Annotated in this window: 13 protein-coding genes; 9 read left to right on the top strand and 4 right to left on the bottom strand. The window is 73.9% G+C overall.

All coding sequences use genetic code 11. The annotated features are described in order from the left end of the window. Nucleotides 1–25 precede the first annotated feature (25 nt). From OM076_RS15310 to OM076_RS15300, 3 genes are read left to right on the top strand one after another with little or no spacing between them, the layout of a single operon-like run. Complete coding sequence (locus tag OM076_RS15310) at nt 26–787, top strand: FAD:protein FMN transferase (protein ID WP_270040873.1); 762 nt, start codon at nt 26–28, stop codon at nt 785–787. Beyond that, entirely contained in the window at nt 784–2,253 is a 1,470-nt protein-coding gene (locus OM076_RS15305; RefSeq protein ID WP_270040872.1) for a ferredoxin reductase family protein, read from the top strand. Before OM076_RS15310 ends, OM076_RS15305 begins: the two co-directional genes overlap by 4 nt. 14 nt (nt 2,254–2,267) lie before the next feature. Next, nucleotides 2,268–2,771, top strand: a complete 504-nt coding sequence (locus OM076_RS15300; protein ID WP_270040871.1) for an FMN-binding protein — start codon at nt 2,268–2,270, stop codon at nt 2,769–2,771. Here OM076_RS15300 and OM076_RS15295 read toward each other — a convergent pair. From OM076_RS15295 to OM076_RS15285, 3 genes are read right to left on the bottom strand one after another with little or no spacing between them, the layout of a single operon-like run. Then, complete coding sequence (locus tag OM076_RS15295) at nt 2,768–3,775, bottom strand: FTR1 family protein (protein WP_270040870.1); 1,008 nt, start codon at nt 3,773–3,775, stop codon at nt 2,768–2,770. The genes OM076_RS15300 and OM076_RS15295 overlap by 4 nt on opposite strands. 54 nt (nt 3,776–3,829) lie before the next feature. Further along, nucleotides 3,830–5,095, bottom strand: coding sequence for a sensor histidine kinase (locus OM076_RS15290; protein WP_270040869.1), 1,266 nt, complete (start codon nt 5,093–5,095; stop codon nt 3,830–3,832). Further along, the gene (locus OM076_RS15285; RefSeq protein WP_270040868.1) at nt 5,092–5,757 is read right to left on the bottom strand and encodes a response regulator transcription factor; all 666 of its coding nucleotides are present in this window, start codon (nt 5,755–5,757) and stop codon (nt 5,092–5,094) included. Before OM076_RS15285 ends, OM076_RS15290 begins: the two co-directional genes overlap by 4 nt. 103 nt (nt 5,758–5,860) lie before the next feature. On the opposite strand from OM076_RS15285, the gene OM076_RS15280 reads away from it, so the two are divergent. The 4 genes from OM076_RS15280 to OM076_RS15265 are packed head-to-tail and all read left to right on the top strand — an operon-like array spanning nt 5,861 to nt 10,315. Beyond that, a complete protein-coding gene (locus OM076_RS15280) occupies nt 5,861–6,397 on the top strand; it encodes a hypothetical protein (RefSeq protein ID WP_270040867.1) in 537 nt (178 codons plus the stop codon). Further along, nucleotides 6,394–7,050, top strand: coding sequence for an ABC transporter ATP-binding protein (locus tag OM076_RS15275; protein ID WP_270040866.1), 657 nt, complete (start codon nt 6,394–6,396; stop codon nt 7,048–7,050). Before OM076_RS15280 ends, OM076_RS15275 begins: the two co-directional genes overlap by 4 nt. Further along, nucleotides 7,050–7,685 carry an ABC transporter ATP-binding protein gene (locus OM076_RS15270; RefSeq protein WP_443732131.1) on the top strand — a complete coding sequence of 212 codons (636 nt, stop codon included), beginning with the start codon at nt 7,050–7,052 and terminating at the stop codon, nt 7,683–7,685. The genes OM076_RS15275 and OM076_RS15270 overlap by 1 nt, the downstream gene beginning before the upstream one ends. Beyond that, nucleotides 7,673–10,315 carry an ABC transporter permease gene (locus OM076_RS15265; protein WP_270040864.1) on the top strand — a complete coding sequence of 881 codons (2,643 nt, stop codon included), beginning with the start codon at nt 7,673–7,675 and terminating at the stop codon, nt 10,313–10,315. The genes OM076_RS15270 and OM076_RS15265 overlap by 13 nt, the downstream gene beginning before the upstream one ends. A gap of 240 nt (nt 10,316–10,555) precedes the next feature. On the opposite strand, the gene OM076_RS15260 is transcribed toward OM076_RS15265, so the two are convergent. Then, the gene (locus tag OM076_RS15260; protein WP_270040863.1) at nt 10,556–11,200 is read right to left on the bottom strand and encodes a DedA family protein; all 645 of its coding nucleotides are present in this window, start codon (nt 11,198–11,200) and stop codon (nt 10,556–10,558) included. A 94-nt stretch (nt 11,201–11,294) separates the two neighbouring features. Here OM076_RS15260 and OM076_RS15255 point away from each other — a divergent pair, with 94 nt between their 5' ends. Both OM076_RS15255 and OM076_RS15250 read left to right on the top strand, forming a co-directional pair. Beyond that, the gene (locus OM076_RS15255) at nt 11,295–11,957 is read left to right on the top strand and encodes a response regulator transcription factor (protein ID WP_270040862.1); all 663 of its coding nucleotides are present in this window, start codon (nt 11,295–11,297) and stop codon (nt 11,955–11,957) included. Next, a complete protein-coding gene (locus OM076_RS15250; RefSeq protein WP_270040861.1) occupies nt 11,954–13,240 on the top strand; it encodes a sensor histidine kinase in 1,287 nt (428 codons plus the stop codon). Before OM076_RS15255 ends, OM076_RS15250 begins: the two co-directional genes overlap by 4 nt. The last annotated feature ends 13 nt before the right edge of the window (nt 13,241–13,253 follow it).

Raw genomic sequence — 13,253 nt, 5'->3', positions numbered from 1 at the left:
ACGCAACGCCCGCACCGTTCATCGCATGCCGACCGTGCCGCTCCCACGATCTGTGTTCGTCGAGCGGGTGATGGGGACGGTCGTCTCGCTGGACGTCCGCACCACCGCGCCCGACCCGGCCGTGCTGCGCGCTGCGTTCGCCTCGTTGCAGGAGGCTGACGTGCGCTTCAGTCCGTTTCGCGCCGACAGCGAGCTCCGCCGGTTCGAGCGCGGCGAGGTCGCCGAGATCTCGGCGGACCTGCGCTGGGTGCTGGACCGCTGCGCGGCGCTGCGGCTACAGACCGGCGGGTTCTTCGACGCCTACGCGACCGGCCGGCTCGATCCCTCGGCGCTCGTCAAGGGCTGGGCGGCGCAGCGCGTCGCCGGCATCCTGCACGACGGCGGGATCACCGACTTCTGCCTGAACGCCGGCGGCGACGTCATCACGCGCGGCGACGCGCTCCCGGAGCGCGGATGGCGGGTGGGCATCCAGCACCCGCTCGACCCCGATGCCGTCGCCGCGCGCGTGCGGGCGCGCGACCTCGCGATCGCGACCTCGGGCACCTACGAACGCGGGGAACACATCATCGACCCGTGGACGGCGGCCGCTCCGGGCGGCGTGCTGTCGGTAACCGTGGCCGGCGCCGACCTCGGAGCGGCCGATGCCTACAGCACCGCGGCGTTCGCGATGGGCGCGGACGGCCCGGCGTGGACGCTCGGCCTCGACGGCTACGAGGCGATGACGATCCTCGCCGACGGCACCGTCCTGTCGACGCCGGGTTTCCCGCTCCTGGAGGAGGACGAGTGAGCGCGGGCGCCCTGTGGGCGGGCCGCGGAGGCGAGGAAGACGCGAGGCGGCAGGGCGAGGATCGCGCGCCGGCCGCCGGCGTTTCGCCTCCGACCGGCCCGGCGGCGGTCGCCCGCAAGCGGGTGCGGATCGTGCGGCGGCGGATGCCCGCTCGCCCGCGTGCGCTCGTCGTCGACACGTTGGCGGCTCTCGCCGGACTCGGCCTCGGGATCACGCTCGCCCTCGGCGTCTCGGCGGAGAGCGCGGGCTCGTTGGGCGCCGCCGGCGGGATCGCCACCGCGCTCGGGAGGATCGCCGGCCTTTCCGCGGCGTACGCGATGGTCGTGGTGGTCGTGCTCGTCGCCCGCTGCGGGCCGCTCGAGCGCGCCGTCGGGCAGGACCGGCTCGTGCGCTGGCACCGCAAGCTCGGCCCGTGGCCGCTGTACCTGCTCGTCGCGCACGGGGTGCTGATCACCGTCGGCTACGCGCAGGCCGCGCACGACGGGCTGCTGCACCAGTTCGGGCAGCTGCTGTGGACGTACCCCGGGATCCTGGCGGCGACCGTCGGGTTCGTTGCGCTGATCGCCGCCGGGGTGACGTCGTACCGGCTGGCCCGCCGGCGTCTCGCGTACGAGACGTGGTGGTCGGTCCACCTCTACACCTACCTCGCGCTGTTCCTGTCGTTCTCGCACCAGGTCGACACGGGCGCGTCGTTCGTCGGGCATCCGTGGGCGAAGACGTGGTGGACGGCGCTGTGGGTCGGGACGCTCGTCCTCGTCGTGGCCTGCCGCATCCTGCTGCCGGTCTCGCGCTCGCTGGCGCACCGCCTGACCGTCGAAGCGGTCGAGCGCGAAGGGCCCGACACGTTCTCCGTCCTGTTGAAGGGCCGCAGGCTGCACAAGCTGCCCGTCGCGGGCGGCCAGTTCCTGCAGTGGCGGTTCCTGCGGCGTGGGCTCTGGTGGCAGGCGCATCCGTACTCGCTCTCCGCCGCGCCGCGCCACAACCGCCTGCGGATCACGGTCAAGGACCTCGGCGACCACAGTGCCGCGCTCGCGCGCCTGCGGCCCGGCACGCGGGTCGCGATCGAAGGTCCCTACGGCGCGTTCACCGCCGACGCCCGCCGCGGCGACCGCGTGCTGCTGGCCGGCGCCGGCGTCGGCATCACGCCCGTTCGCGCGCTCTTGGAGGAACTGCCGCGCACCGCTGACGTGGTCGTGCTGCTGCGCGGCTCAAGACGCGAGGATCTGGTGCTGCGCGACGAGATCGCCGAGCTGGTCGCGGCCCGCGGCGGCCGGCTGCGCGAGCTGGTGGGACCGCGCGAGCGGGTGCGCCTCGATGCCGCCGCGCTGTCGGCGCTCGCTCCCGGCCTCGCCGACCGGGACGTCTACGTCTGCGGTCCGGACGGCTTCACCGCGGCCTTCGTCGCCGCCGTCCGCGCGGCGGGCGTCCCGGCGGCACGCATCCACCACGAATCCTTCGCCCTCTAAAGCCCGGGAGTCCGATGCGCCGTTCGCCGATCGTCCTCACCGCGACCGCCGCCGGGTTGGCGGCGGTCCTGCACTTCAAGGCCCATGAGCCGGCGCTTCCGACCGCGAGCGCGTCCGCCGGCCAGAGCCCGGCCGCCGCGGCCACTCCGGCGCCCTCCAACAGCGCGGGCGCGAAGGTCGCGACCGGCGATTCGATCCCGACCCGCTACGGCAACGCCCAGGTCCGTGTGACCGTGTCCGGCGGCAAGATCACCAAGGTCGAGGCGCTCCAGCTGCAGGGCAACGACCCCAAGTCGGTGCAGATCAGCTCCAGCGCGGAGCCGCTGCTGCGCCAGAGCGCGCTGACCAAGCAGACCGCGGCGATCGATGCCGTCAGCGGCGCCACGATCACCAGTGCCAGCTATGAGGCCTCGCTGCAATCCGCGCTGGACAAGCTCGGCTTCAAGGCCGCCGACGGCTCCCGCGGCAGCTCGACGATCCCGGACGTCGAGGAGCACGACCACGGGCCGTTCGGCTAGCTGAGGACCTGCTCGGTTTCGGGTGCGGCGGTCGAGCGGGTGGCCGTCACGGTCTCGCCGCGGCGCTGCGGGCGCTTGACCTTGACGTACTCGGCGGCGTAGTAAGAGCCAACGACGAACGCGGCGGCGAGGAACTGGGCGGCGAGCGTCTCCCACACGGAGTAGATCTCAAACCACGCGCCCATCCACTCCGGCACCGTGAACGGCGTGTCGTGGCGCGGGAGCCAGCCGAGCTCGACGAAGCTGAGCGCGGTCCCGCCGATCATCACGACGAGCACGATGCCCACGAGCACGCCGGTGAGGATCAGCATGCGGCGGTAGGGGAGACGCGCGTGCAGCCAGAAGGTGAGCACGCCGACGATCGCGGTCGCGATCAGACCGATGCCGACCCCCTCGAGCACGGTCCCGGTGCCGTCCTGCAGTTGCAGGTTCTGCAGGAACAGCACGACCTCGAAGCCCTCGCGGTAGACGCTCGTGAAGCCGAGCGCGACGAGCCCGACCGTGGCGCCGAACCCCGCCCGCGCCAGGAGCGTGCGACGCCGCCGGTGGTGGCGGCCGATCCACTGCGACCAGTAGACCTTGTGCACGAACCAGTTCAGGACGAGCAGCAGGACGACGATCGCCAGGAAGCCGGTGATCGCCTCCAGACGCGGGCCGAGCGAGGACGCGGCGTCGAGCACGGCCTGGACGACGAACCACGTGATCACGGCCGCGCCGAACGCGAAAGCGGCACCGAGGATCACCGGGCGTCTCCGGGTCTTGTTGGCGCCCTGGAAGCTCGCGGTGACCGCGGCGAAGATCAGCACCGCCTCCAGGCCCTCGCGGAAGACGATCATCCCGGCGTTGAAGACGATCGTCGCGCTGCTCTGGGCATGCGTGACCTCGGTCGGATCGACCGGGCCGGTCGACGCGGTGGCCATCAGGTAGACGAGACCGACGACGATCGCCGCGGCGACGATCCAGAGCAGGGAACGGCGCCGGCGGGAGGAGACGGTGGAGGCCACTTAGGTGACCCTAACGACGGTCTCCCGAAGTACCAGCAGGCGTTCAGGTTGCGTTCAGGTGCGGCGTGGGAGCAGCATCGTGAGAACCGGGTGCGGGCCGGCTCGCGTCACGAGCAGCTGCCCACCTTCGGCCAGGACGAGCGAGCGGGCGAGCGCAAGGCCGATGCCATGGCCGTCAACGGCGCCGGCGCGCCGCGTGAACGCCTCCTCGGGGTCGCCCGCGAAGCCCGCGCCCTCGTCGCCGACGTCGATCGCCAGGAACGTCCCCGCGTCGCGGATCGTGAGGGTGACCGCTCCCGCACCATGGCGGCCCGCGTTGTCGAGCAGCACTTCGAGCGCCTCGCCGATGACCCGCGCCGAGGCGCTCGTGACGGGGTCAGCAGCGCTGGCGCGGACCTGCAGTGGACGGCCGTCGGCGGCCAGCGTTCCTCGCCGGCGCGCGGTCACTTCGTCCACCAGCCCGGCGAGGTTCGTCGTCCCGTCGCGCCGGGGCGCGTCGCGCGCCACGGCGAGCAGCGTCTCGACGGTCTGCTGCAGCCGCCCGACCTGCTCCAGCGCGGCGGGAAGCTCCTCGCCGCGCAACTCGAGCGCTTCGAGCTCGATCCGCATCGCGGCCAGCGGCGTGCGCAGCTGATGTGAGGCATCGGCGCTGAACGCCCGTTCGCGCGCGACGAGCTCGCCGAGCCGCGCCGCCGTGACATCGAGGGCGTCGGCCACGGCATCGAGCTCGCCCATGCCCGAGCGTGGCGCGCGCGCCGCGAAGTCACCCTCACCGAGCCCCTCGGCCGCGCTCGCCAGGCGATCGAGCGGGGCGACGAGCCGGCGGGCGAGGACGAGCGCCGCGAGGATCGCGAAGACGACCAGCGCTCCCGCGCCCGCGGCGAGCAAGGCCCACGCGCGGGCGGTGCGATGCGACGCTGCCGCATCGCTGCGCTGCGCGCGCACCGCGCCGGAGACCTGCTCGGCCACGACGATCGGCACCGCGACGTACAGCCGGCCGGCACGCGCCTCGTCGGAGGGGCGCCCGGAGCGCAGCGTCGCCTGCACGACCGCGTCGGCGCGGGCCGGTCCGCGGCCGTTCAGGCGCCGCCCGGCGAGGTCGTAGACGGCGAGCGCGTCGCTGCTCGGCGGCAACTCAACCGGGTCTGTTCGATCGGTGGAGAAGTCCACCGCGCGGGTCGCGGCGATCGTGTCGCGCTGCAGCCGCAGCAGCTCCTCGTCGCGGTACGAGCGCCCGAGCACGAGGCCCAGCGGCACGGCGAACAGCACGACGGCGATGGCGGCGACGCCGGCGATCGCCATGATCAGGCGCCGCCTCATCCGGCCTCGAAGCGATAGCCGATGCCACGCAGCGTCGTGATCGTGTCGGTGCCGAGCTTCCCGCGCAACGAGAGGATGTGGGTGTCGAGCGTCTTGGTCGAGCCGAGCCACTCGGTGTTCCAGACCTCGCGCATGATCCGCTCGCGGGTGACCACGCGGCCGGCATCCTCGACGAGCACCGCGAGCAGGTCGAACTCCTTCGGGCGAAGGGCGAGCTCCTCGTCGGCGCTCCAGGCACGCCGCGCCGCGACGTCGATCGTGACCGAGCCGCCGCGCAGCGGCTCCTCCTCCTCGGCCGGCGCCCGCTCGGCGACCCGCCGGAGGTGGGCGCGCACCCGGGCCAGCAGCTCCGAGAGCCGGAACGGCTTGACGAGGTAGTCGTCGGCGCCGGCGTCGAGCCCCGCGACGATGTCGAGCTCCTGGTCGCGCGCCGAGAGGATGAAGATCGCGAGCTCGGGGCGCGTGCGGCGCAGGCGCCGGCAGACCTCGATGCCGTCGATGTCCGGCAGGCCGAGGTCGAGGATCACGAGCTCGATGCCCGCGTCGGCGGCCGCGACCGCACCCGCGCCGCGAGCCAGCCGCCGGACCGGCAACCCTTGGCTCTCGAGCACCCGGACGAGCCCGGAGGCGATCGCGTCATCGTCCTCCACCAGCAGGATCATGTCGCTCACCGTAGCCCTGCGCCACGACCCCGCCGCCGAACTTTGACCCGGCGTTGACCTGGCGCCGACGGGACGGTGACCGGTCCTGCTTAGCGTCGCCGGCATGCCATCTCGCCTGCTCGCAGTCCTCGCCACCGGGGCGGCGCTCGCGCTCGCCGCGTGCGGCGCCGCGTCGACCCCGAAGGCGCGATCGACGTCCACGCCGACCCCCGCGCCCACCGAGGTCAGCCCCGCCGGCGATATCCCCGACAACCAGGCCTACGTGACCTTCCATGCGCCCGGCGCGCCCTACTCGGTCAAGGTTCCCGAAGGGTGGTCGCAGACCGAGAGAGGCAGCGTCGTGACGTTCACCGACAAGCTCAACTCGATCGAGCTGGCGTGGGGAAACGCGCCGTCCGCCGCGCCGGCCGGGGCGAAGACCTCCACGGTCAAGCGCACCGGGGGCAGCGCGGAGCGGGCGACGTTCGAGCAGCAGAGCGAGCCGGATGCCGTGACCGGCAAGACCCGCACGAACGCGGTCGAGCGCTACGTCTTCACTCGCGGCAGCGAGCACGCGGTGCTCACGCTCAAAGGGCCCAAGGGCGCCGACAACGTCGATCCCTGGCGGGTCGTCACCGACTCGCTGCGGTGGACGGCATGATCCTCGAGGCCGAGCGGCTGTATCGCTTCTACCACGCCGGCGACGAGGAGACGCTCGCGCTGCGCGGCGTCTCGCTCGCCGTCGACGCCGGCGAGCTGGTGGCGATCACCGGGCCGTCCGGCTCCGGCAAGTCGACGCTGCTGAACTGCCTCGCGGGGCTCGACGAGCCCGACGGCGGGCAGGTGCGCATCGCCGGCGAACGGCTCTCGCGGCGCCCGGAGGCCGAGCGCGCGCGGGTGCGGGCGGCGCGGGTCGGCCTGCTCTTCCAGCACGCGAACCTCGTCGGGCATCTCTCGGTCGCCCGCAACGTCACGCTGGCGCAGCAGCTCAACGGAACGCCCGATCCGGCGCGCCGCGACCGCGTCCTGGAGCGCTGCGCGATCGCCGCCCGCGCCCGCGCGCGTCCCAGCCAGCTCTCCGGCGGTGAGCTGGCACGGGCCGGCCTCGCGGTCGCCCTGGCGAACGACCCGCCGCTCGTGCTCGCCGACGAGGCCACCGGCGAGCTGGATGAGGCGACCGCCTCCGGCATCCTCGCGCTCCTGCGCGCCCAGGCCGACGCGGGCGTGGCGGTCGTGGTGATCACCCACTCGCCCGCCGTCGCCGCGGCCGCCGACCGCGAGCTACGCCTGCACGACGGAGAGCTGCAGCCGTGATCCTCGCGCGCTGCGAAGGCGCCGCCCGCACGTTCGGCAGCGGCGCCGCCGCGACCGTCGCCCTGCAACCGACCGATTGCGAGGTGCGCGCCGGCGACCGGATCGCGCTCGTCGGCCCGTCCGGCTCGGGGAAGTCGACGCTCGTGCACCTACTGGCGGGGCTCGACGCGCCCACCGTCGGCACCGTGCACCGCGACGCCGATCCCATCGGCGTCGTCTTCCAGGGGCCGAGCCTGCTCGACCCCCTGACCGTCGTCGAGAACGTCGAGCTGCCGCTGCTGCTCGCGGGCGAGGACGACGCCCGTGCGCGAGCGCTCGCCGCGCTCGAGCGGCTGCAATTGCGCGACCTCGCCGAGAAGCTGCCCGAGGAGATCTCCGGCGGCCAGGCGCAACGCGTCGCCGTGGCCCGCGCGCTCGTTCGCGGGCCGCGGATGATCCTGGCCGACGAGCCGACCGGGCAGCTCGACCACGTCTCCGCCGAGCGGGTGATCGACGTGCTGCTCGCCGCCGCCGACCACGCCGGCGCCGCGCTCGTCGTCAGCACCCACGACCCCGTCGTGGCCGCCCGCCTGGACACCCGCTGGAAGATGGCCAGCGGGCGACTCTCCCTGGAGGTGCCGACATGGCCACGCTGACCTGGCTTCGCGGCCTGCTGGGCCAGCGCCGCGCGCGGCTGGCCGCGACCGCCGCCGGTGTCGCCGTCTGCGTTGCGCTGGTGGCCTCGATCGGCGCGTTCCTCGCGTCGACGAGCGCGAAGATGACCTCTCGCGCCGCGGCGCGCGTGCCGGTCGACTGGCAGGTCGAGGTGCAGCCGGGCGGGTCGCTCGCGGCGGTCGAGCAGGGCGTCCAGCGCTCGCCGGGCGTGAAGCGCTCGCTCCCGGTCGGCTACGGGTCGACCACCGGGTTGGCCGCGACGACCGGCGGCTCCACGCAGCGCACCGGCCCGGGCAAGGTGCTCGGCCTTCCGGACGGCTACGGCGCGACGTTCCCCGGGACGCTGCGGACGCTCGCGGGCTCCGGGACGGGCGTCCTGCTCGCGCAGCAGACGGCGGCGAACCTCCACGCCGCGCCCGGCGACACGATCTCGATCGGCCGCCCGGGTGCCCCGGCGGCGCAGGTGCGCGTCGACGGGGTCGTCGACCTGCCGACCGCCGACTCGCTGTTTCAGACCGTCGGCGCGCCGCCCGGCGCGCAGGCGTCGGCCCCGCCCGACAACGTGGTGCTGCTGCCGAAGGCGACGTTCGACCGGCTCGCGCGGCGCGGCGCGACGACCCAGGTGCACGCGCTCGTCGATCACGCCTCGCTGCCCGGCAGCCCGAATGCCGCCTACTCGACGGTCAACGGCCGGACGCTGAACCTCGAGACGCGGCTCGCCGGCGGCGCGCGCGTGGGGGACAACCTCGGTACCGCGCTCGACCAGGCCCGCAAGGACGCGCTCTACGCGCAGCTGCTGTTCCTCTTCCTCGGCCTTCCGGGGGTGATCCTCGCTGCCCTGGTGACGGCGACGATCGCCGTCGCGGGCGCCGGCCGGCGACGGCGTGACGGCGCACTGCTGCGCGCCCGCGGCGCCACCACCCGCCAGTTGCTGCGGCTGGCGCTCGCCGAGGCGGCGCTGGCGGGCGTGATGGGCGTGCTCGCCGGTCTCGCCGCCGCACGGGCGATCGGTGCCACGACGTTCGGCACGGCGAGCTTTGGGGCGGGGACGCTCGCGGCGGTCCTGTGGGCGGGCGGAGCCGCGTTCGCGGGACTGCTCGTGGCCGCCGGCGCGATCGCGATCCCCGCGTGGCGTGACGCCCGCGAGCTGACCGTCGCGGGCCAGCGGCGGGTCGTCGGGCGGGCGGGTCGGGCGCCGTGGTGGCAGCGCGGGTTCGTGGACGTGATTGCGCTCGTGCTCGGCGGCCTGGTCTTCTGGCAGGCATCCAAAGGCGGCTACAACCTCGTGCTCGCGCCCGAGGGCGTCGCCCAGGTCTCGGTCAACTGGTACGCGCTGCTCGCACCGGTGCTGATCTGGCTCGGCGCCGGGCTGCTCGTCTTCCGGATCGCGGACCTGGCATTGCGGCGCGGCCGCGCGGGGCTCTCGCGAGCGGTACGCCCCCTCGCGGCGGGGCTGGCACCGACCGTCGCCGCCACGATGGGGCGCCCGAGCCGGTTGCTCGCGCGCGCCGTGACGCTGGTCGCGCTCACCGCGGCGTTCGCCGGTTCGACGGCGGTGTTCAACGCGACCTACCAGCAGCAGGCCGAGGTCGACGCGCGGCTGACCAACGGCGCCGATGTCACCGTCGTCGAATCGCCCGGCGCGGGCGTGGGGCCGGCGTACGCCGGCCGGCTCAGTCACGTCGCGGGCGTGAGCAGCGTCGAACCGCTGCAGCACCGCTTCGCCTACGTCGGCGCGGACCTCCAGGACCTCTACGGCGTCCGTCCCGGCTCGATCGGCACGGCCGGCAAGCTCCAGAACGCGTGGTTCGGCGGCGGGACGGCCGCAGCGCTGATGCAGACCCTCGCCGGCCGGCCGGACGCCATCCTCGTCGCGGCCGAGACCGTGCACGACTTCCAGCTGCAGCCTGGGGATCAGCTGCGCCTACGGCTCCAGGACGGGCGGACCAAGGCCCTGCGCACCGTCACGTTCCACTACGCCGGGATCGTCAAGGAGTTCCCGACCGCGCCGACCGACTCCTTCCTGGTCGCCAACGCCGACCATGTCGCCCAGGCCACCGGGAGCGACGTCGTGGGCTCGTTCCTCGTCCAGACCGACGGAACGAGCCCGAGGACCGTCGCCCAGCGGATCCGCAAGGTCACCGACGCCCAGGTCAGCGACATCACCGACTCGCGCCGCGTGGTCGGCTCGAACCTGACCGCGGTCGAGCTCTCCGGCCTCACTCGCGTCGAGCTCGGCTTCGCGCTGATCCTGGCCATCGCCGCGACGGGGCTCGCGCTCGCGCTCGGCTTCCAGGAGCGTCGCCGCATGTTCGCGATCGCCGCTGCCCTCGGCGCGCGCCGCCGCCAGCTCGGCGCGTTCGTGTGGAGCGAGTCGGCGTTCGTCACCGGCGTCGGCCTCACCCTCGGCGCCGCGATCGCGAGCGGCCTGAGCGTGGTGCTGGTGAAGGTGCTGACCGGCGTCTTCGACCCACCGCCGGACACGCTCGCGGTTCCCTGGCTCTACCTCGTGGCAGCGGCCACTGTCTCGCTGGCCGCCACCGGCATCGCGGCGACGCTCACCCTGCGCGCGCTTCGCCGCCCCTCGATCGAAACGCTCCGCGACCTGTGATCCGTGTTGAGGGACGGACGTCAACTGCGCCGGGTGGGGAAGGGGGAGCAGCGCACACGCCGTGTCCCGGTCGCCGTGGTCGATCAGGTTCGCGCTCGCGACGCGAGCGTCGAGTTTCTCGCGCTCCGCTCACGAAAGTCGACGCTCGCTCACCATCCACGTGTCACGTTTGCCGTGGGCGGGGTGATCGGCGCGCGTGAGAACGCCCTTTCTGTCTCCGTGGCCCTGACTCGCGACGGTCTAGCGCGTGCGGGCGCGGCCTGACAGCGTGCGGCGAAGCACAACCGCGGCCACGACGAGGATCGCGAGCACCGCCGCGTAGTCGGCGTAGCGGAACGCGCTGTGCACCTTCTCCCACTGGTCGCCGAGCGCCCAGCCGGCGCCCGCGAACGCGAACGCCCAGATCGCGGAGGCGGCGAGCGTGAGCACCGTGTAGGGCCAGAACGGGAAGCGCAGAACGCCGGCGGGGATGGAGACGAACGAGCGCACGAGCGGCGTCAGCCGGCCGAGGAACACCGCGGCCGGGCCGAAGCGCGCGAACCAGCGCTCGGCGCGGGCGAACCGTGCCGGGCCGAGATGCAGCTTGCCGCCGTGGCGGTCGACCAACTCGCGCCCGCCCCGCACACCCACCCACCAGCCGATCAGCGCGCCGACGGTGTACCCGAGCGTGCCCGCCGCGACCATCACCAGAAAGCTTTCGAGGCCGGTGGAGAGCGTGTGGCCGAACACCGTGATGCGGTCGCCGGAGATCGCGCCCGCGGCGAGCGCGCCGGCGAAGAGCATCACGAGCTCGCCTCCGGCGGGGAGAACGGCGTCGACGGCCATCAGCAGGAAGACGGCGAGGACGCCGTGGGCGGCGATCCAATCGGTCAATTGAGCGGTCATCGGACCCTCACCTTGGCGCGGGGCGCCTGAACGCGACCTGAACAGCGGTCCCGCGGTCGCGGTTCCCGCGCCATGATGGTCAGCGGTGTCAGCGATGAGAATCGGTATCTGCGAGGACGACGACGACCTGCGCTCGGTGCTCACGCGCACGCTGCGCGACGAGGAGTTCGAGGTCCTGGCCACCTCCGGCGGCCGCGAGGCGGTGCGCGCGTTCTCCGCCGATCCGCCCGACCTCCTGGTGCTCGACATCGGGCTGCCGGACGCCGACGGCCGCGACGTCTGCCAGGCCCTGCGCGCCCACGGCGTCGACGCGCCGGTGCTCTTCCTCACCGCCCGTGGCCAGCTCACCGACCGGCTATCGGGCTTTCATGCGGGCGGCGACGACTACCTGACCAAGCCGTTCGCACTCGCCGAGTTGATCGTGCGCATCCGCGCGCTGCTCAAGCGCGCGCCCGGTGGCGAAGCCCGCGGCCCGTCGGGCGGCCTGCGGCTCGATCCCACCAAGCACGGGGTCTCGCTCGCCCAGCGGACCGAGGCGCTGACGCCGACCGAGTTTCGCCTGATGGCCGCGCTCGCCGGCCGGCCCGGGGAAGTGCTCCGCCGGCGTGAGCTCGTCGCGGCCGCATGGCCCGACGGCGCGATCGTGCACGACAATACGCTCGATGCGTACATCGGGCGCCTGCGGCGCAAGCTGCGCGAGTTGGGAGCCGCTGAGGAGCTCGTGACCGTGCGCGGCGTCGGTTACGTCCTGCGGTGAGCCTGCGCAACCGCGTCACGCTGGCCTCGCTCGGCGTGCTGGGCGTGGGCCTGGCGATCGTCGGTGTGACGCTGAACCTGGTGCTGGCTAACCGGCTGAGCGCGGACGCATCCTCGGTGCTGCGCGAGCGTGCGGCCTCCCAGCTGGCGACGCTCGACACGAGCGGGCCGCGCCTCGCGGTGCACGACGTCACGGGGGACGCGGTGCTCGACCAGCAGGCCTGGGTCTTCGACCTCGACGGGCGCGTCGTCGAGCGGCCCCCGGGCGATGATCGCGAATACGCGACCGCGCGGGCGCTGAGCCGCGTGAAGACGCCGACGGAGCGCTCGATCGACGAGCGCGCGCGGCTCCTCGGCGTCCCCGCCTACGACCGCGACGGCAAGCGCCGGGTCGGGACGGTCGTGGTCGGCATCTCGCTCGCCGCCTACGAACGCACCGAGCATCTGGTCGCGGCCGGAACGCTGTTGCTGTCGCTGCTGGTGCTGGCCGCCGGGGCACTGCTCGCCCGCCGCGCGGTCGACGCCGCGCTGCGACCCGTGGCCAGCATGACCGCGCAGGCCGCGCAATGGGGCGAGCGCGACCTGCACCGCCGCTTCGACCTCGGCGATCCCCGCGACGAGCTGACCTCGCTCGCCGCGACGCTCGACGGCCTGCTCGGGCGCCTGGACGCCGCGCTGCGGCACGAGCAGCGCTTCTCCGCCGAGGTCGCGCACGAGTTGCGCACGCCGCTCAGCGGGCTGCGCGGCGAGGCCGAGCTGGCGTTGCGCGGCAACCGCAGCGACGCCGAGCTGCGCGCGGCGCTGGACCGCGTGCTCGCCGGCACCGATCGCATGGCCGCGGTCATCGACACCCTGCTCACCGCCGCCCGCAGCGAGGCCACGGGCCCGCCGGGCTCCTCCGACGCCGCCGCCACGATCCGCCAGCTCGCGAGCGCGCAGGTCGAGGTCATCGCGCCGCCTGGACCGGTGACCGTCGGTGCCGATCAGGACCTCGTCATCGCCGCCGTCCAGCCGCTGGTCGAGAACGCGCTGCGTCACGCCGAACACGACGTGCGCGTCGAGGTGCGCCGCGCCGGCGCGGACGTTTTGATCGTCGTCTCAGATGACGGCCCGGGCGTCGCCGAGGAGGACGCCGAGCGGATCTTCGCCCCGGGCTTCAGCAGCGCCGGCGGGGCGGGACTCGGGCTCGCGCTCTCGCGCCGCCTCGCGCGTGCCGCCGGGGGAGAGGTCATCGTCGCGGGCTCCGCGTTCGAGCTGCGCCTTCCGAGCACGGCGCTCCAGTAGTCAGGATCCCGTC

The organism is Solirubrobacter ginsenosidimutans (assembly GCF_027587205.1).
Note: the sequence above shows the minus strand (reverse complement) of the source record. Positions and strands in the feature narration are given on the sequence as shown.